Here is a 26,439-nt window from a genome sequence, read left to right as displayed (position 1 = left end):
ATGTAGTCGGCCAGCGGAACGATTCTGTCGGTCGACTCGGGGCTATATACGTCCGTCTGCCCAATATCCTACCGATGTACGAGGACGTGCTCATCCCGACGGACGGGAGCGACGGGACGCGACAGTCGATCACCCACGGGCTGACGATCGCGAAGCAGTTCGACGCGACGATTCACGCCCTGTCGATCGTCCCGGAGGGACCGCTCGGAACGCTGCAAAACGATGCGGCGGCGCCCGCCGCCCACCGTGCGGTCGAACGCGTCGAGGCCGAGGCCGAGCGAGCGGACGTCGGGATCGAGACGGCGGTCGAACAGGGCGTTCCGCACGAGGAGATCCTCGCGTACGCCGACGAACACGATATCGACATGATCGTGATGGGGACGCAGGGCCGCACCGGTCTCGACCGCGTGCTGGTCGGCAGCGTCACCGAGCGGGTCGTCCGCATGGCCGACGTCCCGGTCGTGACCGTTCGCTTCACCGACGACATCCGAATCGAGGACGCGGACGAGGCCGAACGAATCGCTCGAGAGACCCTTGCGGCCGAATCGTCTTCGGTCGAGGCCGAGGAGATCACGACCCTCGAGGATCCGCATCGAACCAGCGCGTCCTGGATCGTCCCGTTCGAGACCGACGCGGGAACCGTCCACGTTCACGTCGACGCGCTCACGGGGGAGGCCCGCGTCGCGAGACGCGAGTAGGCCGACCGGACAGCACAGTTGCGACTGCTGGAACTCCGGTTCCTCGAGCGAGCCGATGACTGCCGGATCCCTCGAGATCCCGACGCGGTACCGTTGTTAACCGGAGACAACAGTTCGGTAACGTCCACCATCGAATATACGTCGGGAGCGACACGAACCAAATATCCGATTTGTGCGCACAACGGTAGTACCCCTTTTTGCTGTGATTCCGGGTTGACGACCGGTAGGAGGTCAGACACGTGAACAGACGAACGCTATTGAGAGGGGTTGCAGTTGGAAGTATCGTCCCGGCTACGAACGTCGCTACCGGATCGGTCGGCACACAGGACGAGACGGCGGCGGACGATCCGAACGCGGACGACGCCGGACCGGACGACACCGGTGACGTACCCGTATCCGTTCGGATCGTCGAGATACCGGATACGGTCGTCGGCGGGGCGTTACTCGACTGGACCGTCGAACTCGAGAACCCGACCGACGAGCCGATCCGACCGACGGTGGAGTACACCGTCGACGGCGAGTCGCTCGGAACCGTGACGCTGACGGTCGGTCCCGGTGCGACGGAACGGCCGACCGCACCGAGCTACCAGACCGAGCCCGTCGCGACGGCGGACGAGGTAACGGTCCGGGTCGCCGCGAACGGCGATTCGGACGAACGAACCGTCCGGGTCCTCCCCGCCGACGAGCTGGACGAGGCGTTCCAGTTCCCCGAATCCGAACTCACCGTTCAGCCGGAGACGACGGTTCACTTCGAAGTCGGAGCCGTCGATCCCGAGGCGTCCCAGACGACCACGTGGTGGGTCGACGGCGAACGGGTCGGCGACACGTTCGCCGATCCGTGGCAGGGCACCTACTTCTTCGAACAGGGCGCACACTTCTGGCAGGAGACGTTCGAGACCCAGGGCACCTACGAGGTCGTCGCCGGCGTCGATGTCGACGGCGAGCAGTACCGTGCGAGCTGGACCGTTACCGTCGCGCCGGAGGGTCTCGCCGATCCCACTATCGAGGCCGCCCGTCCGGAAGCGGGCATCCTCGAGGTCGACCGCGAAGATCCGACCGCGACCACGCTCGAACTCGACGTCGCCGATCCGGACGGCAACCTCGATCGGGTCGTCTGGTGGCTCACGCAGGCGGACACCATCCTCGGCGTGAGCGAGGTGTCGGGTGCGAGCGACACGGCGACGCTCACCGTCGACGGCGGCCTCTGTCACACCTGCGTCGTCGTCCCGTGGGTGATCACCGGCGACGGGACGTTCACGTCGGCGTTCCTCTGGGAAGTCGACGACGTCGATGTCGACTTTGGCGAGCCGGATGAGCCCGGTGAGCCCGCTGATCCCGACGATCCCGGAGTCGATCCCGATGATCCTCCGACGGAACCCGAGAAACCTCGGGACGACCCTCCGACGGAACCCGAGAAACCTCGAGACAAACCGGACGACCCTCGAGCCGACCCCGACAAGTCTGGTTCCAAACCCGACAAACCAGGTGACAAACCCGCCAAATACGGATCCGACGGCGGTGAGCCTCGAGACGATCACACGGGAACGGCGCAGACCGATTCCGCATCGGACGACGGCTGCTCGACGTAACCGCCGTCGTCGTGACCGGGCGGTTCCCGTCTGCATCGGTCCCGACTGCAGCACCGACGGATGCCCTGCGTAGGTGAGGAAAACCGGGAGCTGGCACCTCGCGGAGGGCCCGATATCGGGTGCTCGAGGATCCACTACCTACACAATTGGGGACCAGAGCTATCAGTAGTTGCGACGTTCACTGCAATGACGGGGGTAGAACACCAGTCGTTGCCACGAAGGGGGTTCGACTCTGAGACATCGTCCCTCGTCGAACGATCACCGCATTCCAACGTCGGCCTTCGCCGGCCGGCATTTCGGACACAACACCCAGCAGCGATCGCTATCCTATATGGGGTAACGCGATTTCGAAATCGTTGCATTCGATTTCGGCCGTCACTTCAGGTTCTGCCGAGCAGGGCGGCGGGATCGAACGGCCACCAGTCTCGGTCGCGAATGGCGACGTGAACCTGTGCGATGATCCCCAACAGCGGCAGTTCTAACAGCGGCCCGATGACCAGTGCCAGCGGGATGAGCGGTTCGTGCGGGAACGCCACGACGGCGATCGCGAGCGCCGTCGGGGAGTTCCGCGAGAGGATCGTGTTGTTGAAACAGACCATCTCGCGGTAGGAGAACGACAGCAGCCGACCGACGCCGAAGCCGACGCCGAGATTGATCGCGTAGAAGGCGATCACGGGGACGGCGAGGAGGGCGAGCAGTTCGGGATTCGCGAGGATCACCGCTCCCTGTGAGGCGAACATCGCGCCGATCGCGAGGCTCAGAAAGCCGATCTGGATCGGACTCAGTCTGGGGAGGAACCGCCGTGTGAACCACGTCTTTCCTTTCATTCGCGTCAGTCCCCACCGAGCGAGCCCGCCGAGAACGAGCGGCACGACGAGCACGAGCACTACGCTCTCCGCTAACACGGCCAGCGGCAGTTCGACCAGCGTTCCCGCGAACGCGTACAGATACACCGGCAGCAGAATCAGCTGCAGGACGAGGTTGTACGGCAGAATGGAGGTCGCCAGCGGAACGTCGCCGTCGGCGATATCGGTGAAGATGAGATACCAGTCCGTACACGGCGTGACCAACAGCATGATGAGCCCGACCCACAGCGCGGGGTGGTCTCGAAGGAAGACGGCTCCGAGTACGACGGCCAACAGCGGGCTCCAGACGAAGTTGATCAGGAGACTCGAGCCGACGACGCGGCGGTTCCCGAAGGCGTTACGGAGTCGAGACAGCGGAATCCCGGCGAACGCGGCGAACAGCATGACCATCAGAAACGGCAGAATGAGACGGTCTGCGACGGCAGGGACGCCCGAAACCTGACCGAGCGCGAGTCCGCCGACGATGGCGACGAGAACGAACACCGTCTGATACTTCTCGACGAAGTCCATCTGGCCGATGCTTACGCGTGGAGCGTGCTAAGACTGTGGTTTCTAGGGGTGGGGTCTCGAGATGCTGTCGCTGGAACGGGTAGACGAGGTGTCTCGAGCGGCGTACGCGCGTCAAGATGAGACGGCAAGACGGGGATTTGAACCACCTGAACTTCGGTCGCTACGCTCCCTCGTTCCGTCATTCAAATCCCCGCATCTGCTCTTCGAACGCTCACATCCGTTCGCGTTCAGAAGAGCCAGGGCGGGGATTTGAACCCCGGGAGTCTCGATTACAAGTCGAGTGCATGAACCACCCATGCTCCCCTGGCGCAATTTTCGGTTAGCGGTCCTCCTTTGAATGTGTATCGTTTTCCGACCGATCGTCGTCTGCGAGTTCCCGCTTCATCGCGACCCGGTACGTGTCGTACCCGTGTCGGTCGTAGAACCGCCGTGCATCGTCGTTGGCCGCCATCACCTCGAGGATCACCGTCTCGGCACCCTGCTCGGCGAGTTCGGTTTCGGCGGCCTCGAGCAGCGCCGTCCCGATCCCGAGATTCTGATAGCCGGAGTCGACGTAGATGTTCGAGAGGAGTCCGCGAGTGGTATCGAGTGCGAGCGACCCGCGTTCGAGGGTGAACGACGCGAAGCCGACGATCGCTCCGCCCGTGCGGGCGACGAGCAGGCCGTCATTGACCTGGTGGGCCGTGAGGGTGTCCCGTATCATCTCGCGATTCGGGTCGGCGAGGACGGCGGAATCGTACTCGCGCTGGTCGCGGGCGAGTCGCACCCAGAGGTCCGCGACCGCTTCGATATCGTCCCGAGTGGCGTGTTCAATCGTCGGCCGGCTGTCGTTGGGTGGGTCCATTCTCGAGTGCCGTGACGGCGGGGAGCGGTTCCGCGGTGAGCATCCGCAGCGCGGCACCGCCGCCGGTGCTGACGTGGGAGAAGCCCTCGACGCCGAGTCGCCGCAGGGCCGAGGCGGTGTCGCCGCCGCCGACGATGCTCGTCTCGACGTCGGTCGCCGCATCGTAGAGCTCTCGAGTCCCTCGTTCGAATGCGTCCTCTTCGAAGACGCCGGCGGGGCCGTTGAGGATCACCGTCCCCGCGTCCTCGAGAATTCGTTCGTAGTACGAGAGCGTCGAACTCCCGATATCCATCGCGGCTTCCTCGTCCTGGGGCGGCAGGGCGTTGACGCCGAGTTCGTGTCGCTCGCCGTCGCGTTCGACGGCGACGTCTCGAGGGAGCGCGACGTGCTCGCCGTAGGCGTCGAGCAGGTCGGTGGCGCGGTCGATCTCGTCCCAGTAGCCCTGGTCGTAGATGAAGTCGGAACTGGCGTCGCCGAGGTCGACGCCGTCGGCGATGAGGAAGACGTTGCCGACGACGCCCGCGGTGAGGACGTGATCCGCGAGCCCCTTCTCGAGGACGGACCAGGCGACGTCGATCGAATCGGTGACTTTCGCCCCGCCGAGGACGTAGATTCGCGGTTCGGGCGTCTCCTCGATCGATCCCAGCACGTCGAGTTCGGACTCCATCACGCGACCTGCGTAGCCGGGCAACACGGTCGGAAAGCCGACCAGCGAGGGCTGCGAGCGGTGGGCCGCGGCGAAGGCGTCGTTGACGTAGGCGTCGAGCACCGGTGCCAGCCCCTCGACGAGGTGGGTCCGGGCGGCGCGCTCGGGGTCGAACTCCATGTACTCCTCGCTGTAGAAGCGGGTGTTCTCGAGGACGACGCAGTCGCCGTCGTCGAGGCCGTCGACGATCTTGCGAGCGGCACTGCTGAACGTCACGTCCACATAGTCGACGGGCTGGTCGAGCAGTTCCGAGAGCCGGTCGGCGTGGGACTCGAGGGAGACGAAGTCGTCGCCGCCGGGCCGTCCCTGGTGGGCGAGGACGGCGACCCGGCCGCCGCGGGCGAGCAGTTCCGAGAGGGTGTCGACGTGGGCACGCAGACGGGCGTCGTCGGCGAGGGTACCGTCGTCGCCGATAGGACTATTGATATCGACGCGGACGCCGACGGTGGTCCCTTCGACGTCCAGATCGTCGAGGGTATCGGTCATTATCGACCAGTCCACCGCCGCACCCGAAAGGTCTTTCCATCGGAGAAATCGCTGACGGTGACTGTCGATGCCGGACGGAAGTAGGCCGTCGGTTTCGGCCGAGAGAAGGCGGCCGTTCGAACCGTTCGACGATCAGCGGCGACTCAGACCGTCCGGCAGTCCGCACAGACTAGCTGGCCGTTGGAATCCCACAGCGCGTCCGCGAGCGAACCGCAGGTCTCACAGACGCCCTGCGTGGTGTACTCGTCGCCGCCGTTGGCAACCAGTCGCGTCTCGAGTTCCTCGCTCGCCGCGGCCGCCGACTGTGTGGCGCGTTCCTCGGTCCCGGTCCCCTGGTTTCGCTCGAGTGCGGCGTCGCTCGAACGGAGCGGCGTCATCGTGGCCTGGAACGAGCCCGCAGCGGCGATGACGTCGCGCTGGGTGACCAGTCCCAGGATGCCGTCCTCGTCTTCGACCACTACGTTGCGGATGTTCTCGCGGGCCATCACGTCCGCGGCGTCGGTGAGCGACCGGTCCGGATCGAACGTGATGACCGGCGAACTCATCACGTCGCCGACGGTCGTCGCGTCCGGATCGTAGTCGTCGTCGACGACGCCGAGGACGTCCCACTCGGTCATGATGCCGACCGGTCTCGCGCCGCGGACGACGAGGACGCAACTCGCTCGCTCCTCGCGCATGAGACCCACTGCGCCGCGAACGGTGTCTGACTCGCTGACACCGACGTAATCGTTCGTCAGGACATCCCTGACCGACAGTTCAGTTTCCATGTGTGAACAATGACCACAGATAGGCTAAAAGCTACCCCCGCCACACTTAAGCAGATCCGTCTCGAAGGTTCGTAATTCGGCGCTCTGGGGCTTCTACCGGTCGGGTTCTGGAACCGACGTGAACGCGGTTCTCGAGCCAGTTACCACTCGAGTTCGACTCTGGTGCCGTTTGCGCGGCAGGTCTCGAGGGCGTGTTTCGCAGCGAAGCCGGCGTCGTGTGCGCTCCTGCCGCGGCCGACGCCGACCTGAAGTTCGACGTCGACGGCCTCCTCGACGTGGTGGATGGCCTCTTCGTACTCGGCTTCGCCGAGGTCGGGGCAGACGACGATGATGTTGTCGCCGCCGACGAAAAAGGAGAGGCTATCGTGGGCGTAGCGCATGTGGCGCATGAGTTCGGCGTAGCCCTGTTCGATCTCGATGAACGTGTCGAAGGCGTTGAGTTCGTCCGTGTAGTTGCCGGTCGCGTCGATAACGTCGAAGTGGGCGATCTGGATGTCGCCGTCGGCTCGATGGCCGTCCTCGACGATGCGACCCTCGAGGCACTCCCGCCGATCTTTGTCCTGTGCGCTACCGGCCTCCTGGACGCGCGTCGTCGCGTCCGCGAGCGCCTGTACGGGACTGGTACCGGTCGCGACGCCGAGGCTGAGCGTTACGGGATAGCGGTTGCCGACGGACTCCTGGAGGAGCGCGTGGTCCTCGAGGTCGAGACCGTTCGTGACGGCGATCATGTTGTCGAAGCGAGTGAAGAAGGTGTAGCCACCTCGGTTGCCGACGAACTGAGAGATGTCGGCGTAGAGCCGGGACTGGAGCGTCTGGAGATCGGCCTCCCGTCGCGGTTCGGGAGTGACGGTCCACGGCCCGTAGTTGTCGATCTGAACGAGCGTCACCTGCGTATTAGTCACGGTGACGGATTCTTTCGAACGCCATCGTATAAGTGATACGTAATCCAGATTCGTGATGGGGCCGGAAAACGGGATTCGGGGAACTCGAGTCGGGCTCAGGCGTGTTTCGTCTCGGGATCCGCACCCTTCGGGTGGTACTCCCAGAAGTCGCCGGCGCGCATCGCGTTGCCGACCGCCTTGTGCATGTCGAGGATCGTCTCGAACTCCTCGGGTTCGACGTACTCGAAGATCTCACGCATCGGGACGACTCGCCGGTAGTTGATCCGGATCGGGTCGTCGCCGTGTTCCTCGACGAACTCGTCGCGAATCATCGGAAAGTCTTCCTCTTCGTCGACTTTGTCGGCGATGATTCGCATGTCGAACTTGCGCATCCCCTCGCTCCCTTGCTCGCCGTCGGGATCGTGTGGCCAGTCCATACTCCGACGTGTGCAGGGGTCCCGCAAAAGAGTTACTCTCCGTCGCCGAGACGACGACCGAGTATCGGATCAACCCTATCGCTATTAGCAGTAGCTATGAGCGTACACAAGTCAACAATCAGAACGGAAGCTCCGTCCCACACCGGGTGTACGGAACGGTCCGGTGTGCACCACCCGAGACGCGGCTTCCATCCCAGACGGGTACGAAACCATGAGTGGAGCAAATGTAGCGGGGAGTTATCGCCCCGAACGGCGACTGAACCGGGACCGAGACAGACAGACGAACGAGGGGTTCCGGGGTGAGCCCGGATGCCGGTAGAGACGTCCGAGGAGCGCGAGGTCGGTGACGCGGACGCGTCCTCGTTCCCTCGTTGCGTCTCCTGTGGGACGCCGGTGACGATAGTGACCGTCACCGATCCGCTCGAGGCGGTCGCGAGTCCCTGCGGCTGTCGAATTGCTCCCGGTGCGCTCGAGTCCGACTGAGTCCGTCGGCCCTGACAGTGTGGATCGCGTTTTCGCCGGGCGCTGTTTGCTCGGCCCCGGTAGGTAATTCCGGAAGTTGGTTTCGATGAATACCTTTCGACTGACACATTCGTGAGCAGAATCTTATTGTAGGTGGCCCACCGGTTTAGCGGTAGTGATTCGCTGGAAACGAGTGCTGTCCGCGGTCGGTCCACGACGTATCGTTCTCGCCTTCGGCGTAACGTACGTAGCGATCGCTGTCGGACGGACGCTCGTCCGAACCAGCTACGGCGCGCGGCTCTCGAGCGCGCTGTCGATCTTCTTTCTCATCGGCGTCTTCGGTGTCGTTCTCTGCTACGGCGGGTACAAACTGCCCGAGACCGATATTCGCGAGGAGTTTGCTCCCTACATCGCCGGCTGGTGTCTCGGTGGTTTCGCCGTAATGGTGGCCATTCTCGGCCTCTACGAGGTGCTGGCCGAGGGCGGTATCTCCAATCCGGATCGCGCCATCCCCATCCTCACCTCGTTCAGCACGACCGCCGGCTTCGGCGTCGGCATCCACGACGCACGGGCCAGGACGCGGGCACACGAAGTCACACAGCGGAACCGGGAACTCGAGGAGATCCAACTGGAACTGGAGGAGACGGTCGACCGCCTCGAGGAGGCCAACGAGCAGCTCGCGTCGTCGAACGAACGGTTAGAGCAGTTCGCCTACGCCGCAAGCCACGACCTGCAGGAACCGCTGCGGATGGTCTCGAGCTACCTCCGACTCATCGAGCAGCGAAACGACGACCTCGACGCGGACAGCGAGGAGTTCCTCGAGTACGCGGTCGACGGCGCCGATCGAATGCGCAGCATGATCGAGGGGCTACTCCAGTACTCGCGCGTGGAAACTGAGGGAAAGCCGTTCGAGCCGGTGGACCTCGAGGCCGTTTTCGACGACGTGCTCGAGGAACAGTCCGTGCTGATCGACGATTGCGATGGCGCGGTCACCGTCGGCTCCTTACCTCGCGTCGTCGGCGACGAGGACCAGTTGCGTCAGGTGTTGGGGAACCTGCTTCGGAACGCACTCGAGTACAGCGGCGACGAGCCGCCGACGGTCCACGTCGACGCCGAGCGAAACGGCTCGAACTGGATCGTCTCGGTTCGCGACGAGGGGATCGGGATCGATCCCGACTCTCAGGAGCGGATCTTCGACGTGTTCGAGCGGTTGCACGCCCGGGAGGAGTACGAGGGAACGGGACTCGGGCTGGCGCTCTGTGAGCGCATCGTCGAACGCCACGGCGTCCGGGCGAACAGCGTGAGGCCGGGCTCGACAGACGAGCGAAGTGAGTCTGTTGGCGGCGACATCTGGGTCGACTCCGAACCGGGCGAGGGGGCGACGTTCTCGTTTTCGCTGCCGGCGCGTGACGCCGGGGAGTAGGTGCGGCTCGAGCGGTCTCGCGGTCGGCCAACTTATTCGTCGATCGCGTCGAGATACTCGTCGATGATCTCGGATTTGCGGTGGTGTTCGTGCATGTGAGATCGGACGTGATCCCTGTGTTCACAGTCCTTGCCGCACAGGGGGCAGTTATCTCTCGACACCATGTGGGAGGTAGCATTCGGTAGTATATGACGGCATCTCCTACGCTATACGATCTTGCTCGACGGTTCGTGCAGTTGTCGCCTCAACCGCGACTGTTGTAATCCGTTCTCTCCTCGAGTGCGTGTACGAAGCTCTGTTCGCAAACTCGAGTCCCCTCTGCCAGACGAGGTTTCAGGCCGTCGCTGACGTCGTTTCCGACAGTTGTCGATAGATATAAGCCACCACAAGTCAACAATTAGAACGGAAGCCGCGCTCCACGAGGGGGTATCGAAATGCCCCGGGTGGTGATGACACCCGAGACGTGGCTTCCAACGCGCAGTTCGAAGCCATGATTGCATACATTCTGTCGGGATATAAACGTCCCGAACGGCAGACGTACCGATATCGACCAGCAGCGGCGCTTACTGGACGGTGGTCCTCGTGGGGGTGAACAGCGATCTCGAGGACGCTGACACCGAGTCCACGTCATTCCCCGCGTGTCCGCGCTGCGGGTCCGAGATCGTCGCGACGACGGTCGTCGGACCGACCGAAGGGACGGCCTCACCCTGTGGCTGTCGGGTGATTCCGCCGGTGCTCGAGTTCGAATAGGAGGGCTCGAGTTACGGGTTAGATTGGAAGGTAGTCAACCGATGTCACGGCCATCGAACACACTACGCACCCCGCTATTTTGTCAGCTTGGGTACTGGATTGCTACTATGCTACGCTTAGCTCGTAATCGCCAGAGAGACTACGTCGGATATCTCTGTATTCTCGAGGATCAGCTCTCTATGTCCGTTTTTGACGAAGTCTTTCGGATCAGTAGTCGCGAGTTCAATTGTGCCGGTTCGTTCGCAGGCTAAATCGTGAGCGTCAAGGCAGATGTCTCGATCTTCAGCATGAACCGGCGAGAGTGCGTCTGCAACCGATTCGTAGTCGTTTTCCCGACACCACATCTCGAGGATGTCATCTAAGATCTCTTTTCGCTTGAGTGCACTTCCTTCGATATCTCGAGCGATTTCTCGGAGTTGTCGACAGAGGTCTTCGACCATAATATAGTTGGGAACCTTACGCTTGTAGTACCAGTACAAAAACTGGTATGAGTCGTTTTCGGCACTGAGGAGGTCCTCACGGATATCTCGGATGTCGAGTGAATCAAGCTGCCCCTCGAAGGACGAAGATCCTTTGATCTTATCGGCATGATCCAGAATAGCATCGGAGTATCGTTCAGTCAAATAGGGCTTTTTCCGTTTGTAGGCTTCGTTGACGTCCGCTGTGATGTAACACTGCTTCTCATCGTCCTGAATATAGTCTTTACATTTGAGGTGGTGCATGTCTGTTGTAAAGCAAAATCCGAGCACGACACCCGTATCGAGAAAGGCGTGTACCTCCATACTTACTTCTGAGATGCTTCTTTCAAGTCGTCAAGCACGGTCTCATCGAACGGTTCTGCTATCGAATCGAGAATCCCGCTCTCCTCTCGGTTAAGCAGTACCCCCTCTCGAATCTCTCTGAGTTCTTCTTCGAATTCGTCCACTCGGTCGTCTCCTTCGTCTCGCCATTCCGCGATGCGAGAATTCGGTATGTTCTCCCCGTGTTCGAATCGGAGGGTGTACTGACTCAGGGTTTCAATAAAGGAGTCGAGGAACTGTGCTATTTCCTCATAATCCCGATTCTGCTCGAGCATGAGACGTATCGTGTCATCCCAGCGCAGGTAGAGCGACCGCATCTCTTCGTACTCTTCGGGGAACGTCAGTTGCATTTCATCGAGCAGATGAGCTACATAGTCTTCGTTTCGGGGTTCCGCTGGCGGAGTCCCTGAATCGGTATACGATCTCAATTTGGACTGTGATTCGAGATCGGCGTTGTTGAGTTGCCATCGGAGTTTGCTATATGCTCGAATAAACTCCTTTGGAGCGTGGGTCTGGTACTGATACTCCTTGAGTTCGCTCGCTGGTTGTGTTCCGAATCGGTGAACGGCCCACCGTACTGCATCATTGATTTTCGACCGCGTCTCCTGATCAACGTCGAAATCGTCTTCTTCGATGTCTTTACGAAGGGTCGGTTCGGTTACGTCACCTTCCTCGAACGTCGTTTGGTCTTCCCAGTAGCTTGCGTTCAGTTCACGGTCCGGGATGAATTGGCGCTGGACGGGGCCGTATCCGCCCGGGGAGATATAGAAATCACCCAATTCTTGGTCGGCCGCGATTTCCCCGTACATGTACCAATAACGGGGGAAATCGACGTCACATCCGAGTTCGTCTTCGAGGTACCGATCGGCGATACAGCAGAGCTTGAAAAACTTCGCACTCGAGATCTGTCTGTCGCTCTGCTCTTTGAGACCAACCAGAACTCGATACCCGAGGAGTTCTGGTTCTCCAAACGGTACCTCTCGAGGCATGGTTCTACGCTGATGTTTGGGTTTGATAAGTTTATACTTTTACTTCGGGTGAACTACCCCTGCCTACTCGCTGCCTGCGGCGGCTCCTTGAGGCAGGGGCTTCCTGCTTCGACGACGTTGTCAGACTGCGTCTGACAGCCTGTCGAGGTTCCCTCGACAAACGCGACTTGCAGACACGGAAACAGTGTCCACAGCGGTCGCAGTCTCCACAGGCGTTGTTTCGGAGTAACCCACTCCTAGTTTCTCAAACCCGCGAGAAAGCACGTTCAGCGACACGTTGAAATCCCGATCCAACTCGAACCCGCACGACGGACACGAGTGTTCGCGCACCCACAACGGTTTCGCAGTCTTCACACTGCACGCAGCACACTCTTTCGTCGTGTTTTCAGGTTTGACTTCGACGACGTGACTCCCATTCTTTCGACCATGGTGTTTCAAAATAGTGATGAAGTCACGCCAGCCCACTTCGGCCTTGTTCCGGGCGTAGCCTGGTCGTCGGTTACTCCTCGATGATCGTAGAGATTCCATCTTCCCCTCGGGTTCGCTTCGTCTTCGCGCGGCAGCGCCGCGCGAACGGTTCGCAGAACTTTCGGTCCCCCGCTCGCCACTAACGCAAAAACCGGTCCAAAAAGCCGCTCGCTTCTGTCAGTCGCTCGCGGGACTACTCCCCAACCGCTTCCTCGACGATCTCGATCTCCTCCTCGGTCAGCCCGTACAGTTCGTAGACGATTTCGTCGATCAGTTCGTCAGTCTTCTCGATCTTCGCCTCGAGTTCGTCCGCTCGTTCCCTGGTCTCGAGGTAGCTCTCCAGTCCGTCGCGGACGTCGTCCACGTTCGGGAGAGTGAGCTTTCGGAGGCGATCCACCGGCGAGTTGGTCTTGGTAGCGGTCTCGCGGAAGTTGGCGAATCCGCCAGCCTCGTCGACGGCGACGGGGACGAAGGCCTCGATCAGGTCGGCTTCGGTCTCGGTGAGGTCCGAGATTCGGAGGGCTGGCAGAGGTTCGGTTTCAGTGTATCCCCATTGATCGGTTTCGTACTCGTCTCCGTCCTTGGGTTTGTAGCGGGCTGTGAGTTGAATCTCAAGGCTGGTCGGTGACGCGCGGACAATCTCGACGGTCCCAATTCGTAGGTTGTCATGGTCTTCAGTGGTGTCCAAGAGGATTGAATCGACAACACCTTTAGGCGGTTGACTGAGTCCAACCTCTGCGAGGGTTTGATCAGTAGGATATGAGCCGAAGTAATCCAGCAAATCGAGGTTAAATCCGCTTTTTGTTTCTTGGAGAGTTACCATTTCTTCAGCTAATTGTTTGACTAGGTCATGAGTTACCCAGTTCCGGTCTCCTAAATAATCATATCTAGACACAACCTTCTCCATATCCTCTTCTAACCCGAGTTGAAGATGTTCGGTTTTTATACAGTCTACATTATCACTTTGTTCTCTAATATTAACGATTGGTAATCGACCCACATATTGGGTTTGGAAGCGATAATATCCTCCAGATAGTTGTGGGCTGATAACAGTAAATACAAACCTCAGCGTAGTGGAGTTAAATAGGGCAGATATGAATGCCTCATCGAGGTCGGTCTTAGCAGATAGCACTGCACCATAAGCTGTATTAAGTACTAATGCTTCCCCCGTGGGATCGAATGTTGCACGTGGTTCAGGTGAAATATCCGGGAAAAGAATTTTCTTCTGGAGTAGACTTTCACTTGTATACGGAAATTCAAACCAATCCTTACCCATTTCCATGACCGTTTTTTCATAGAAAAGTCGATCACGAAGGCTCTCTTCATATAATTCTAAGTGACCTTTTGCTTGAGGGTATTCCTCTAGATCAATTGGAATGAGATCCCCACTTTCAGACTCAAGATATGGATACAAGATATATTTGTCAATGTTGGGTGATGAATATCGTCTAATATCGCCTCCGTCAAGAACCGGTCGTAACAGTGTGTCCTCAACAGAGATTTCTTCTATCGGTTTTTCGAATACATATGCCTCTTTTAGATTTGTCTTTACTCCTGTGGATATGTCCGCTGTGAGTTCTTTGAGAGGAGTTGTTTGTGCTGTTCCAATACTTTCTAGTACGGATTGTTGTTCGACAGTAGGGAATATCCAAGGGCGGGTTGGATCAAGCTTTTCAGTAGAAATGAAATTCCCTCTTTTATCGCCCTGTAAGAAATCAGATACATCACTTGTAGTTGCATCTACCAAATGTTCATATTCAAAATCCGTTACATCCTTCATGGATGAGAGTAGAATGAGAGGATATGTGGTAGTATTAGCAAATATATTAGCATCTTCGAAATCAAGAATCGCTTTTACGTTCGTTTTGTCACTCAAAACTTGTTTTGCTCCTTCACCGTAACTACTAGATAGGAACCGGTTTTGGATTATATATCCAAACTGTCCGTGTGATTCCGCGAGCAGAGATATTCCACGTTCCACAAATGAGACATATAGATCATATTTCCCCTTCGCAGATTGGTAATTTTCACGCTGATATTTTCTATGTTGGCTTGGAATCTTTTGGAAGTCCATCCATGGCGGATTCCCAATCACCGCATCGAACCCAGCATTCTCTCGCTTTTCCCCATCCTCATTGAAGAACACCTCTGGATACTCCAACTCCCAGTGGAAAAACGCCTCTCCACCGGCCATCTCTCGTGCGGTCTGGAACCAGTCTTCCTCCTGCACTTTGGCCCACTCATCCTCGTCGTCGATCGCTCGAGCCATCCGCTCGTACGCACCCTCAGGAACGTCCAGATCGAAGCGTTCCGCGGTGTGCACGTTGGTCAACTCGAACAGGCGCTGGTAGAACGGATCGCCCCGCACCTCGTCGTACAGCTCCTCCATCGACTTGACGTCTTCGAGCGTCTCGTTATCGATCTCCAGCAACTCCTGCATCCGCTCCATGACGTGTTCCAGCGTATTCTGGCGCACCCGCGCCAGCGCCTGCTGGAGCGTGAGCTGGCCGTCGCTATTGTCGGTCTCGCTCGAGAGCACCTCCGTCACGTCCGAACCGACGAGCGAGTTGCCCGCCTTGAGGTGGTGATCCAGGAACGCGAGTGGCTGGTCGGCCGCCAGCGTCTCGAGCCACATCGAGAGCTTCGCGAGTTCGACGGCCATCCCGTTCAGGTCGACACCGTAGATACACTCCTTCGCGACGTCCCGTCGGACTCGCTGCTCGTCGAACGCCGTTGCCTCTTCGATCTCCCGTACCTCGGTCATCACCTGTTCCGCGAGGTACTCGGTCGCCCGCGTGAGGAAGTGTCCACTGCCCATCGCGGGATCGAGAATCTTCAGGTCGGTCGCTCGCCGGTAGAACGCGCCGAGGTACTCGTGGGTTCCCGGCTCGAAGCCCTGCTCCTCGAGGTCGGCTTTGATCTCGTCGACCAGCGGCCCGACCGTCTCCTCGATGATGTAGGTCACCACGTAGTCCGGCGTGTAGTACGCGCCTGTAGCCTTTCGTTCGCCTTCGTCGTTGACGACGTACAGTCCTCCCTCGTTCACTGTTTCGACCGCGTCTGCAACCGACACCTCCGTCGCGGGCTTCCAGACCTCGCCGCCGTCTTCTGACACTGCGGCGTAGTCTTCGGGGGCGATCCGGAACTGGTGCTCGAGCAGCCCCTCGTAGACGCTGCCGAGGTGACGCGTGTCGAGATCCGCGTAGTCGGCCAGCACGTACCGTCCCTCGTCGTTCTCGGTCGTCGAAATGCGGTAGATGACCTCCGCGATATGGCGATTGCTGACCTCGTGTTCGGTCAGGAACTCATGTTTGTCCTGATTAAACAGTCCGCCGTTGTACGGCGGAATGCCGAGCGACTCCTCACCCTCGTCGACGAGTCGGAACAGATCCTCGAGTCTGCTCCACATCGTCGTCGAGCGCTCGCTGTAGGTATCGAAACCCTCGTCGACCTCGCCGATCTCCTCGTGAATATCGAGGCGCAGTTCGTCCAGACTGAAGTTCTCCTCGTACTCCGTCACTGCATCCTGGCCCTCCGGGTGGATCAGGCCCCGTGATTCGGCGTAGAGGACGAACATCAACCGGTACAGAAGAACGAGGGACTGCTCTTTGAGTTCCCCGAGACCATCTTCGTCGTCCGGATCGATGTCCAGATCGTTCGTCTCGACGAAACCACGGCCGAGTACCCGCACTGCGGTGAAGACGTTGTCCTGTAGGTCCTCTCCGAGTTCTTGAGCGACCGTTTCGCTCTCGGACCAAACCGAATCGAGAAATGTCGTTCCGCCAGCGGTCCGGAACGCTTCCGGCTGGAAAAACAGATAGAAGTATTTGAACGCCTCGAGGTCGCCACGCTCGAGCAATTCCGGCAGATCGATCTCGTAGTACGTCTGCGTCTCGTAGTCTTTCGTCCCATAGAGTCGCCATTTGCGTCCGTTCGTCAGCACACCCCACTGAATCGATTCGGGCGTTCGCTCGAGGTAGTGTTTGATCTGATGGGAGGCGTTCCGGTAGGGCCGCTGCTCGCTGAACCGTTTCGTAAAGTCGGCGTCCCACTGTTTTGCCTCTACCAAGCCGATTCCGCGATCGAACAGGTCCGTTGTATCTTCGCTGCTTAGATAGACCTCGGCTGCATCTCGACGCACCTCGGTATTTTCGAAGAGCAACGCGTCGACATACCCTCCACCGCCCGGCAACGTCGTTTCGACGTTCGTCCCGAATCCTAGTACGTCGAGCACCTCGTCGATCCAGTTGTCGATCAGCGGATCCTCCTTGTAACCGTCGACTAAGCCGGACTCGAGTTCGTATAGTTCTTGCAGTTCCGCCATCGCTTCAACCGCCTCTTCGTCGCAGTCCCACTCCTCACGATCCTGAATCCGCTCGTCGAGATAGTGACCGGAGAAGAGATTCGAGTTTGCATACGGCCGCTCCGACAGCGTCGCCTGACTCATGATATTCGCTACCTCGAATTGCCATACCAAGAATCCACTGGTAGATCGAACTCGACAGAAACGGACGATTCTCGTTACGAGCGATCCGTGTCGGTATCATCGGATGGTTGTACTCGCCGGTCGGTTCCGCTCCAGCCGCTCTCCCTCGGCCATCAGTTCGAAGCCGATTCTCTCGAGATCGATCGGCTAACACGTTGTCCGAGACCCTTCTCGAGGATTCACTCCAGTTCCACGTACTCGAGGCTGAACGTCTCCGCTTCGCCGGGTTGCTCGGCCAGCAGGTCGGCCGCTCGAGCGGGCGAGCGAAACGCGGCGCGGCCGGCGTACGGCATCGCGTAGGCCGCTGCGACGGTTGCGTCCGTGTCGTCCCTCAGTCCGATCCCGTCCGCGCCGAGGAACCGGTCTCGCTCGAGGCCGTAGCAGACGGCGAGTTCGTCCGTCGACGCGACGACGCCGACGGCTGCAGGGGATCGCTCGGTCCCGTCCGCGTCGAAAATCGACGGGACGGCGGACGGCTCAGCGAGGTCCGAGCCGCGCAGCCAGAGATCGAAGTGATCGGACGGATCGACGGTCTCGCGCTCCTCGAACGACGCCAGCCGGCGGATCGACTCGAGGTGATCGGGGTGACGGAGGCGCTCGAGGGACGCTCCCCCGCCGTCGACGGGAATCGCGAGTTGCTGCGCCGATCCGGGCTCCAACGCGGTTCGCTCGTCCACCCGTCCGAGACTGCACTCCTCGAGTGGCGCGTCCCCGCGAGCGAACGCCGCCGCCTCTCGCTCGCTCACGTAGGCGTCCGTCTCACAGGGCATCACGAGCGCCGACTGCAACTCGGCGCTGGAACCCCTGTCGGTCGTCTCGACGCGGCACTCGAGCGCGCCCCCCGTCAGCAGGCGGTCGCGATCCAGGCCGCGAAAGACGGTCGCCCGATCGGTGGCCTCGCTGCCGTCGGGGTAGTCGCCCTCGGCGTACCCGCCGAAGTCCCCGACGTACTCCCACGTTTCGTCGCCGTCTCCGTCCGCGGTCCGCACCGACAGCCGGTGGTCGTAGAAGTCGAAGCCGTCGCCGAGCAGCCAGAGATCGAACGCCTCGTCCGCCTCGAAGCCGTCACCGGATTCGAGCGTCGCCAGCCACGGGTACAGGAACCGGTCGCGAGCGATCGTCAGCGTGTTGATCGAGTCGCCCTCGAGTTCGGCGCCCTCGACGTTCGGAACGAAGGGATCGAACCCGCTCTCGGTCGGCTCGTAGCCGCTGCGGACGTACCAGCTCAGACCGGCAGCCCCGGCTTCGATCGAGGCCCGCAAATTCATCCGCATCGCCTGCTTGCTCGGCGTGTGGTTCGGGTTGACGGTGTGGCACTGCCCGAGGTAGAACACGGGTCGCTCGAGGGCCTCGCGGGTATTCGAGACGAGGCTGCGGACGGCGTCGTCGGCGCGTTCCGGCCCGACGTCCTTCTCGTACCAGCCCCGGTAGAAGTCGACGAATCCGAAGTCGGGATCGGCGTTCCGTCTCCGCAGGCCGCGTGCGAGCGCGTCGAACACCTCGGAGCGCTTCGAGTCGACGATGTACGGAAAGTGGACGAACGGACCGACGTCGAGCGCGTCGTTCGCCCCCTCGATGGCCCGCTTCTGGGCGTCGAATATCTCCGGCCCGAACTCGATCAGGTTCTCGACCGCCGCCTCGTTCCAGTCGCCGCCCTCGACCCACTCCCCCATGACCGGCGCCTCCTGCCAGAGGATGATGCGGCCGGTGTCGAACAGTTCGCCGTGGACGCGCGCCACCTCCCGAAGTCGATCGAGGTGTCGCTCGCGGGCGTCCGCGTCGGTGACGAACTCCTCGGCGGGGAGGTCGTTCAGCAGCCCCACGTTGAGCCAGACCTCGAGATCGAACTCGCTCGCGGCGGTCAACAGCGGTTCGAGGTTCTCGTCGAGCGGGTTCTCGTCCGAGTGCGTCTTCACGAGCGCGACCGCGAGGTCGTGGCGGCGCGCGAACGCGAACAGATTCTCCCGAACCGCGTCGTCCCGCCACAGGCTGCCGCCGAGCCAGAGGAAGTCCTCTCGAGGCCCCGGCGGATCGCCCAGCGGGGACGATTCGTCGTCCGACCGCTGCTCGAGGAGACGGTGATAACCCGCGTAGCCGCCCGCCAGACCGGTTCCGAGACCCCCGGCCGCGACGAGGTACCCGCGACGCGAGAGGCGAGAATCGTCGGTACTCGTCCCGTGCGTTGAGTCGTCAACCATAGTGTTCGTTGTCCCGGACCGTCGAGCACTGGGTAGCGCGTCGACGGCTTCGTCGTAGTGGCCCTGTCGAGAGCGTTCGGCTTGAGCGTTGGCCCGGCAACGTCCCCGTTGTGGCTGACTGTTCGGTTCGAAATCGTTAGAGAGGTGGATTCGCCACGAACGTAGCCGAACGCGTGCGCGAACGTCGCCGATGCGTGAGCGGCGCTCGCGCGGTCCGTCGTCGTTTCGAGTCTTTCGATCGCGGACGAAGACGGTACGCAGTGGGACGAAGACGCTACGCAGTGGGTCGAGAACTGGATTGAGGCGAGCGTGGAGCGGAGCGACCCCGACTAGTCGTCGGCCGCCGTTTCCGCTTCTTCCTCGCCCAGAATTTCCTCGCGGTGCTCGTCCAACAGCGGCGCACGCCCGCGAGGCTGCGGCGTCGTCTCGCTCATCTTGATCGGGTTACCCGCGATTTCGACGTCGCGGTCGGCACCGGGCTGTTCGACGGGCACGAGCATGTCTCGAATCCGGACGTGCTCGTCCTCGAAGATCTCCTCCGTGGTCTGGACGGGTGCGGCCGGGACGCGGCCCTCGAGTTTCCCCACCAGTTCGTCGTTGGTCTGTTCGAGCGCCCAGTTGGCGATCTCCTCTCGGAGCATCTCGCGGTTCTCGAGTCGCTCGGGCGTCGTGGGGTGCTCGTCGGCCAGATCCTCGCGATCCATGATCTCACAGAGTTCCGCCCAGTGGTTGTTGTTGAACGCGGCGATGACGGCGTAGCCGTCGTCGGTCTCGAAGGCGTTGTAGGGGAACAGCGTCGGGTGGGAGTTGCCCCGACGGGTGGGTGCCTCGCCCGTGTAGGACTGCTGGTAGACGGCGCGCTCGGTGAAGCTGAGCATCGAGTCGTACATGGCGGTGTCGACGTACTGACCCTCGCCGGTCTGTTCGCGGTGGTTGACCGCAGCCAGAATACCGATGCAGTTCAGCGTGGCCGTAAAGAGGTCGCCGACGCCGGGACCGGTCTTCGTCGGCGGGCCGTCGGGCTGGCCGGTGGTCTCCATGACGCCGCCCAGCGCCTGAGCGATGAGGTCGAAGGAGGGCTGGCCTTGCCGATCGGTTTCTCCCGTGCGCGGGTCGCCGAAGCCGCGGATCGAGGAGTAGATGAGATCCTCGTTGTACTCCGTGAGCGTCTCGTAGCCGAGATCGTACTTCTCCATCGTCCCCGCACGGTAGTTCTCGACGACGATGTCGGCCTCCTCGACGAGCGAGAGGAAGTCCGCGCGGTCCTCCTCGTCGCCGAGATTCAGCTCGATGCTCTTCTTGCCGCGGTTGACGCTCTGGAAGTAGCCGCCGTAGGCTTCCGTCTCGGGGTCGTCGACGAACGGCGGGTTCGAGCGGATCATATCGCCGCCCGGGCGCTCGATTTTGACGACGTCCGCGCCCATATCCGCGAGTAACATCGTGCAGTACGGCCCAGCGAGGACCTGGGTCAGATCGAGCACGCGTAGATTCGAAAGTGCTCCCATGTACGCTCCCCTTCCCAGACCACGACCAAAATCCTTACCATCGATAATGTACATTGTGACATCGTCCCATAGGGACCCTGTTAGGATGTTTAAGGAGTATTATCATGGAAGATCATTAAGTTTATAGGGGCGTTCCTCATGGTTCTGCATACGATGTCCCAAACGGTCGTCCTCGGCGTGATCGGCTCAGACGCCCACGTCGTTGGAATCACAATCCTAGAGCAGGCCTTCAGCGCAGCAGGCTTCGACGTTGTCAACCTCGGTGTCCAGACCTCCCAGGAGGAGTTCGCCGACGCCGCTGTAGACCACGACGCCGAGGCCGTACTGGTCTCGTCGCTCTACGGCCACGCCGAGCAGGACTGTCAGGGATTCCACGAGGTCCTCGACGCGACGGGGGTCGACGCAGTCACCTACATCGGTGGCAACCTCGCCGTCGGCCAAGACGACTTCGAGCAGACCCGGCGAACGTTCCGGGAGCTCGGCTTCGATCGCGTCTTCGATTCCGAAACCGATCCCGAAGACGCGATCGAGGCGCTCCGACAGGACCTGCAGATTACACCGACCGAGTCGGAACGCGCTACTATCAGTTCCTAGATGATACGAGACGAACGTATTCCCGCTGACGAGCTACGGCGTATCGACGAGGAGATTCGGTCCGACTGGCACACCGGAGACGAAGTCGACTTCGAAGCGGCCATCGAGTACCACGAGTCGCTCCCCCAGCACAAGCGATTCGCGGACGTCCTCGAGTCGGCCGACAAACCGCTCCTCCAGCCGAGAGCCGGCGTGCCCCGACTCGACGACCAGATCGAACTCCTCCAGTACCTTCACGAAGAGGGCCAGGCCGATCTCCTGCCGACCACGATCGACTCGTACACGCGCGACAACGAGTACGAGAAGGCCCAGCAAGGGCTCGAGAAGGCCCGCGAGACGGGCGACGACACGCTCAACGGCTTTCCGGCCGTCAACCACGGTATCGACGGCTGCCGGAAGCTGATCGACGCGGTCGACGCCCCGATCGAGGTTCGTCACGGCACGCCGGACGCCCGGCTGCTGGCGGCGATCACCTTCGCGGGCGGCTTTCAGAGCTTCGAAGGCGGGCCGATCTCCTACAACATCCCCTACACGAAACGTCACGGCCTCGAGGAGACCATCGAGCGGTGGCAGTTCGTCGACCGACTGGCGGGGGCGTACACCGAACGCGGCATCCGGATCAACCGCGAGCCGTTCGGACCGCTGACCGGGACGCTCGTCCCGCCCTCGATCGCCATCGCGATCATGATCGTCGAGGGCCAGCTGGCGGCGACCCAGGGCGTGCGATCGATCACGCTCGGCTACGGACAGGTCGGCAACGTCGTGCAAGACGTCGCGGCCCTGAACGCGCTCAAGAAGCTGGGCAACGAGTATCTGCCCGACGAGGTCGTCGTCACGACGGTCTTCCACGAGTGGATGGGCGGCTTCCCGCCGGACGAGGCCCGCGCTAACGGCGTGATCAGCTTCGGCGGCATGACCGCAGCCATCGCCCAGCCGGACAAGGTCATCACCAAGTCCCCACAGGAGTTCCAGGGAGTCCCGACGAAGGAAGCGAACTCCGCCGGCCTGCGCACCACGCGGCAGGTCATCGACATGGCGATCGAACAGCAGATCGACATCGACGGCATCGAGAAGGAGCAGGACCTCATCGAACGCGAGACCCGGTGTCTGATGGACACCATCTTCGAGCACGGCGACGGCGACGTCGTCCAGGGGACGCTTAAGGCGTTCGACTCGGGCGCACTTGACGTGCCCTTCGCACCCAGCGACAGCGCGGCCGGTGCGGTGCTTCCGGCTCGAGACGACGACGGTCGGGTCCGCATCTTCGAGTGGGCCGACCTCGAGATGGACGACGATATCAAGGAGATTCACAAGGCCCGACTCTCCCAGCGCGCCGCGACGGAGGGCCGGGAACAGTCGTTCCGCATGGTCGCGGACGACGTCGACGCGATCAGTGACGGCAAACTCATCGGCAGACCACAGGGTGACGTCAAACCATGAATATTACAGGAGTGTACGCAACGCCCGGCTACTCCGGGTTCTTCTTCGACGACCAGCGCGCGATCAAGCAGGGTGCCGAACACGACGGGTTCACCTACGAGGGTGTCCCCGTCACCGACGGCTTCGACGAGATTCGCCAGGCCGGCGAGTCGATCATCGTCGACGTCGAACTCGCTGACGGTACCGTCGTCCGCGGTGACTGCGCCGCGGTCCAGTACTCCGGCGCCGGCGGGCGCGATCCGTTGTTCCAGGCCGAGGAGTACGCACCCGTCATCGAGGGTCCCGTCGCCGACGAACTCGTCGGCCGGGACGCGACCGAGTTCCTCGCGAACGCCGAGTTGCTCGAGGAGATGGAAGTAGATGGAGACCGCCTCCACACCGCGATCCGGTACGGCGTCTCACAGGCCTTGCTCGCCGCCGCAGCGGAAGCCGACAATACGACGCGGACGGACGTCATGGCCGACGCACTGGACACCGAGCCCGCGACGGAGCCGGTGCCCGTCTTCGGTCAGTCCGGCGACGACCGCTACAACAACACCGAGAAGATGTTCGTCAAGGGCGTCCCCGTCCTGCCCCACGCGCTCATCAACAGCGTCGAGAAGATCGGCGAAAACGGCGAGACCCTGCTCGAGTACGTTGACTGGCTCAATCAGCGCTCACAGGAACTCGGCCCCGAGGGCTACGAGCCGCGATTCCACATCGACGTCTACGGCATGATCGGTGAGACCTTCGGCGCGCCATACGACCGCGACGAAGTGGTCGACTACTTCGCCGACCTCAAGGCGGCCGCCGCGCCGTACCCGATCCAGATCGAGGGACCGATGGACGTCGGCGACCGCGAGCGACAGATCGACGCGATGGTCGAACTCCGCGAGGGGCTCGCCGATGCGGGCGTTTCGGTCGACATCGTCGCCGACGAGTGGTGTAACACCTTCGAGGACGTCCAGGCCTTCGTCGACGCCGAAGCGGCCGATCTCGTGCAGATCAAGACGCCCGACCTGGGCGGCATTCACCGCAGCGGACTGGCGGTGCGCTACTGCGAGGGGACCGAGACCCGCGCTTATCTCGGCGGGACCTGCAACGAAACGGAGACCTCAGCGCGTGCCTGCGCCCACGTCGCGCTCGCGACGAACGCGGCGCAGGTGCTCGCAAAGCCCGGCATGGGCTTCGACGAGGGGTACATGATCGTCGAAAACGAGATGCGACGAACGATCGCGCGGCGCGAACGCGAAGAGTTACCAACACACACTGACGAAGTTACCGCCGATGACTGACTGGACCGATCCCGATACGTTTGTACAGGCACTCGAACAGGTCGAGACCAAGGAGAAGGGCAACTGCTTCGAGGACTTCGAGGAGGGGGACGTCATCGAACACGACCCCGGACTCACGCTCACCCAGTTCGGCAACGAGTCCTGGATGAGCCAGACGCTGAACCACGACCCCGCCTACTGGCGGACCGACGCCGCCGAAGCCCGCGGCTACGACGAACCCCCGGTCCACCCGGACTATCTGACCGCTGCAACCCTCGGCATCACCGTCGAGGATTTGAGCGAGAAGGGGGGTTACTTCCTCGGCCGCACCGACGTGCGATTCCCCGAGGCACCCGTCTACACGGGCACCGAACTCCACGTCGAGAGCGAGGTCGTCAACAGAGCGACCTCGAGTTCCCGACCCGAGTACGGCATCGTCTCCTGGCGCACCCGCGGGAAGGACGCCGAGACCGGTGACGTGCTCTGTTCCTACGAGCGCACGAACATGATCCCGCGTCGCGAACCGGTCGCGACCGACGGAAGCGGAACTGCAGCTGCTGAAGAAGACGGCGACGGGCCCGACCTCCCGGAAACGTTCGTCGCCCCCGAGGGCGGTTACTTCGAGGACTTCGTCGAGGCCCTCGAGACGGCCAACGACGAGAACGCGGCCGTCGCCTACCGCCACGAGCGCGGTCGCACGCAGGACGACGTCACCGTCGCCTCGTTGCCCCTGTCGACGCTCAATACGGCCAAACAGCACCACAACGTCGACGTGATGAGCGACTCGCCGTCGGGCGACATCGTCACCTACGGCGACGTGACCCGCTCGACCGCGCTGGGTCACGCTCGCTCGGACGAGCGGACCTGGCGCGAGGTCGGCTTCGACGACGAGTCGTTCCACACGTTCGTCGCAGTGGGCGACACCGTCTACGCCTTCACGCGCGTCCTCGAGGCCGAAGACAACGTCGAGGAAACCTCGACTGGCTCTCGGACGTCGTCCGAGAACGACAGTGGGAGCGACGAAGCGGGAACCGTCCGCTTCCAGCACATCGCGTTCAATCAGGACGACGAACCCGTCTACTCGGGGACGCGCACGGCGGAGATCCGAAAGCGACCGACCTAACACGGTAGCGAATCACAGACAACTGCGGACAGAACACCACCGACTCACAAGCCATGACTGAAGACATCCGACTCTGCCGAACCTTCCAGACCGCACCGGCCGCCGTTCCGAAAGACGACTCGGCGAAGTACCTCCGCTCCGGCCTCGAGGCCGAGGGCTTCCAGGCCCCCGACTGGCTCGTCCCCGACATGGAGGACGGCACCGCGCCGAACATGAAAGACGAGGGGCTCGAGAACACGATCGAACTCGTCCCCGAACACGAGTTCGCGGGCGAGATCTGGCCCCGCGTCGAGTGGAGCTACGAGGACGCCTCGTTCCGCGACCGCGGCCGCGAACAGATCGACCAGCTCGTCGGCGAGATCGGCGACGAGATCGACGGCGTCGTCGTCCCGAAGGTCGGCCGTATCGAGGACGTCGAGCGCGCCGCCGACGTCGTCGCCGACGCTGAAGCCGAGCACGGCTACGACGAGGGATCGATCAAGCTCTCGATCATCGTCGAGACCGGTCGCGCCCGCTCTGACCTGCGCGAAATCTCGAAGTACGGTGCCGAGTCCCGACTCACCGCACTCGTCTTCGGCCCCGTCGACTACGCGGCCGAACTCGGTGCCCGAGACCTCGGTGACGGTCGCCCGCGCTGGGACGGCCTGCTCGAGGCGCTCTCGAACGAGGCCAGTGCCGGCGACCTGCTCTGTATCGGCGGCCCCTTCGACGACCTGTTCAAGGAACGCGCCGGCCTGACCTACTACAACGCCGACGCCTACGCGGATCAGGTCGAACACGAGGCCCACCTCGGCCTCGACGGCTCCTGGTCGCTCTACCCCAAGCAGACGATCCAGGCCAACACGATCCACATGCCCACGCCCGAGGAGCTCGAACGCGACGTGAGCAAGATCGAGCGCTTCAACGAGGCCAAGGCGGAGGGCACCGGCGCGGTCACCCTCGACGGCCAGATGGTCGACGAAGCCACATTCAAGGTCTTCCGCAACACGATCCAGCAGGTCCGGTCGATCGACGACACCCGACCCGCCCAGACCGAGGAGTACTACGACGAGCGCCTGCTCGAGCGCGCTCGGGATCTGGACCTCTCCTACCAGTAACGCTCGAGGCGGATACGGACCGGGTTCGACGACCGAACGTCGCTTTTTCGTGCCGTACGAGACCGAG

At 61.7% G+C, this 26,439-nt stretch carries 22 protein-coding genes, 1 tRNA gene and 1 pseudogene; 10 read left to right on the top strand and 14 right to left on the bottom strand.

Annotation, left to right across the window (positions count from 1 at the left end; genetic code table 11):
• Positions 1-74: 74 nt before the first annotated feature.
• Together ACSFC7_RS13830 and ACSFC7_RS13825 are read left to right on the top strand one after the other, a co-directional pair.
• A complete protein-coding gene (locus tag ACSFC7_RS13830) occupies positions 75-698 on the top strand; it encodes a universal stress protein (RefSeq protein WP_436343390.1) in 624 nt (207 codons plus the stop codon).
• 239 nt (positions 699-937) lie between these two features.
• Positions 938-2,287: a hypothetical protein gene (locus ACSFC7_RS13825; protein WP_436343388.1), complete on the top strand. Its 1,350-nt coding sequence runs from the start codon at positions 938-940 to the stop codon at positions 2,285-2,287.
• Positions 2,288-2,667: 380 nt separating this feature from the next.
• Here the strand turns inward: ACSFC7_RS13825 and ACSFC7_RS13820 are convergent, their stop codons facing one another.
• The 7 genes from ACSFC7_RS13820 to ACSFC7_RS13790 form a co-directional block, all read right to left on the bottom strand.
• Positions 2,668-3,663: an arsenic resistance protein gene (locus tag ACSFC7_RS13820; protein ID WP_436343387.1), complete on the bottom strand. Its 996-nt coding sequence runs from the start codon at positions 3,661-3,663 to the stop codon at positions 2,668-2,670.
• 234 nt (positions 3,664-3,897) lie between these two features.
• Positions 3,898-3,971 (bottom strand) — tRNA-Thr (locus tag ACSFC7_RS13815).
• A gap of 11 nt (positions 3,972-3,982) precedes the next feature.
• A complete protein-coding gene (locus tag ACSFC7_RS13810) occupies positions 3,983-4,507 on the bottom strand; it encodes an N-acetyltransferase family protein (RefSeq protein WP_436343386.1) in 525 nt (174 codons plus the stop codon).
• Positions 4,473-5,699 (bottom strand): phosphoglycerate kinase, encoded by a 1,227-nt coding sequence (locus ACSFC7_RS13805; protein ID WP_436343385.1) that lies wholly within the window; start codon positions 5,697-5,699, stop codon positions 4,473-4,475. Before ACSFC7_RS13805 ends, ACSFC7_RS13810 begins: the two co-directional genes overlap by 35 nt.
• 143 nt (positions 5,700-5,842) lie before the next feature.
• Positions 5,843-6,466: a CBS domain-containing protein gene (locus ACSFC7_RS13800; RefSeq protein WP_436343383.1), complete on the bottom strand. Its 624-nt coding sequence runs from the start codon at positions 6,464-6,466 to the stop codon at positions 5,843-5,845.
• A 140-nt stretch (positions 6,467-6,606) separates the two neighbouring features.
• Positions 6,607-7,368: a GTP cyclohydrolase III gene (locus ACSFC7_RS13795; RefSeq protein ID WP_436343382.1), complete on the bottom strand. Its 762-nt coding sequence runs from the start codon at positions 7,366-7,368 to the stop codon at positions 6,607-6,609.
• Between the two features lie 95 nt (positions 7,369-7,463).
• Positions 7,464-7,784: a DUF5785 family protein gene (locus ACSFC7_RS13790; RefSeq protein WP_436343380.1), complete on the bottom strand. Its 321-nt coding sequence runs from the start codon at positions 7,782-7,784 to the stop codon at positions 7,464-7,466.
• Between the two features lie 309 nt (positions 7,785-8,093).
• Between ACSFC7_RS13790 and ACSFC7_RS13785 the strand changes: the two genes are divergently transcribed.
• Complete coding sequence (locus ACSFC7_RS13785) at positions 8,094-8,267, top strand: hypothetical protein (RefSeq protein WP_436343378.1); 174 nt, start codon at positions 8,094-8,096, stop codon at positions 8,265-8,267.
• Positions 8,268-8,421: 154 nt separating this feature from the next.
• Positions 8,422-9,669: an ATP-binding protein gene (locus tag ACSFC7_RS13780; protein ID WP_436343377.1), complete on the top strand. Its 1,248-nt coding sequence runs from the start codon at positions 8,422-8,424 to the stop codon at positions 9,667-9,669.
• Positions 9,670-9,701: 32 nt separating this feature from the next.
• Here ACSFC7_RS13780 and ACSFC7_RS13775 read toward each other — a convergent pair whose 3' ends face one another.
• The gene (locus ACSFC7_RS13775) at positions 9,702-9,833 is read right to left on the bottom strand and encodes a hypothetical protein (RefSeq protein WP_436343376.1); all 132 of its coding nucleotides are present in this window, start codon (positions 9,831-9,833) and stop codon (positions 9,702-9,704) included.
• A 418-nt stretch (positions 9,834-10,251) separates the two neighbouring features.
• Between ACSFC7_RS13775 and ACSFC7_RS13770 the strand changes: the two genes are divergently transcribed.
• Positions 10,252-10,419 (top strand): hypothetical protein, encoded by a 168-nt coding sequence (locus ACSFC7_RS13770; protein ID WP_436343375.1) that lies wholly within the window; start codon positions 10,252-10,254, stop codon positions 10,417-10,419.
• A 116-nt stretch (positions 10,420-10,535) separates the two neighbouring features.
• On the opposite strand, the gene ACSFC7_RS13765 is transcribed toward ACSFC7_RS13770, so the two are convergent.
• The 6 genes and pseudogenes from ACSFC7_RS13765 to mct all read right to left on the bottom strand — a co-directional run bounded on the left by ACSFC7_RS13765 (position 10,536) and on the right by mct (position 20,865).
• Positions 10,536-11,201: a hypothetical protein gene (locus tag ACSFC7_RS13765; RefSeq protein ID WP_436343373.1), complete on the bottom strand. Its 666-nt coding sequence runs from the start codon at positions 11,199-11,201 to the stop codon at positions 10,536-10,538.
• Positions 11,202-11,203: 2 nt separating this feature from the next.
• Positions 11,204-12,208, bottom strand: a complete 1,005-nt coding sequence (locus tag ACSFC7_RS13760; protein ID WP_436343372.1) for a hypothetical protein — start codon at positions 12,206-12,208, stop codon at positions 11,204-11,206.
• A gap of 53 nt (positions 12,209-12,261) precedes the next feature.
• Positions 12,262-12,700: pseudogene (locus tag ACSFC7_RS13755) on the bottom strand (zinc ribbon domain-containing protein); the annotation flags it as partial.
• A 169-nt stretch (positions 12,701-12,869) separates the two neighbouring features.
• Positions 12,870-17,123, bottom strand: coding sequence for an Eco57I restriction-modification methylase domain-containing protein (locus ACSFC7_RS13750; RefSeq protein WP_436343371.1), 4,254 nt, complete (start codon positions 17,121-17,123; stop codon positions 12,870-12,872).
• A gap of 218 nt (positions 17,124-17,341) precedes the next feature.
• Positions 17,342-19,360: a hypothetical protein gene (locus ACSFC7_RS13745; RefSeq protein ID WP_436343369.1), complete on the bottom strand. Its 2,019-nt coding sequence runs from the start codon at positions 19,358-19,360 to the stop codon at positions 17,342-17,344.
• 329 nt (positions 19,361-19,689) lie between these two features.
• Positions 19,690-20,865 carry a succinyl-CoA:mesaconate CoA-transferase gene (mct, locus tag ACSFC7_RS13740; RefSeq protein WP_436343368.1) on the bottom strand — a complete coding sequence of 392 codons (1,176 nt, stop codon included), beginning with the start codon at positions 20,863-20,865 and terminating at the stop codon, positions 19,690-19,692.
• Positions 20,866-21,003: 138 nt separating this feature from the next.
• Between mct and glmS the strand changes: the two genes are divergently transcribed.
• The 5 genes from glmS to citE are packed head-to-tail and all read left to right on the top strand — an operon-like array spanning position 21,004 to position 26,372.
• Positions 21,004-21,459, top strand: a complete 456-nt coding sequence (glmS, locus tag ACSFC7_RS13735) for a methylaspartate mutase subunit S (protein ID WP_436343366.1) — start codon at positions 21,004-21,006, stop codon at positions 21,457-21,459.
• Positions 21,460-22,899 carry a methylaspartate mutase subunit E gene (locus ACSFC7_RS13730; RefSeq protein ID WP_436343365.1) on the top strand — a complete coding sequence of 480 codons (1,440 nt, stop codon included), beginning with the start codon at positions 21,460-21,462 and terminating at the stop codon, positions 22,897-22,899.
• A complete protein-coding gene (locus tag ACSFC7_RS13725; protein WP_436343364.1) occupies positions 22,896-24,173 on the top strand; it encodes a methylaspartate ammonia-lyase in 1,278 nt (425 codons plus the stop codon). The genes ACSFC7_RS13730 and ACSFC7_RS13725 overlap by 4 nt, the downstream gene beginning before the upstream one ends.
• The gene (gene mch, locus ACSFC7_RS13720) at positions 24,166-25,275 is read left to right on the top strand and encodes a 2-methylfumaryl-CoA hydratase (RefSeq protein WP_436343363.1); all 1,110 of its coding nucleotides are present in this window, start codon (positions 24,166-24,168) and stop codon (positions 25,273-25,275) included. Before ACSFC7_RS13725 ends, mch begins: the two co-directional genes overlap by 8 nt.
• Positions 25,276-25,328: 53 nt before the next feature.
• Positions 25,329-26,372 (top strand): L-malyl-CoA/beta-methylmalyl-CoA lyase, encoded by a 1,044-nt coding sequence (gene citE, locus ACSFC7_RS13715; RefSeq protein WP_436343362.1) that lies wholly within the window; start codon positions 25,329-25,331, stop codon positions 26,370-26,372.
• Positions 26,373-26,439 lie beyond the last annotated feature (67 nt).

It is taken from the genome of Natronorubrum halobium (assembly GCF_051351675.1).
Lineage (GTDB): Archaea > Halobacteriota > Halobacteria > Halobacteriales > Natrialbaceae > Natronorubrum.
This window is presented reverse-complemented; position numbering and strand designations above follow the sequence as displayed.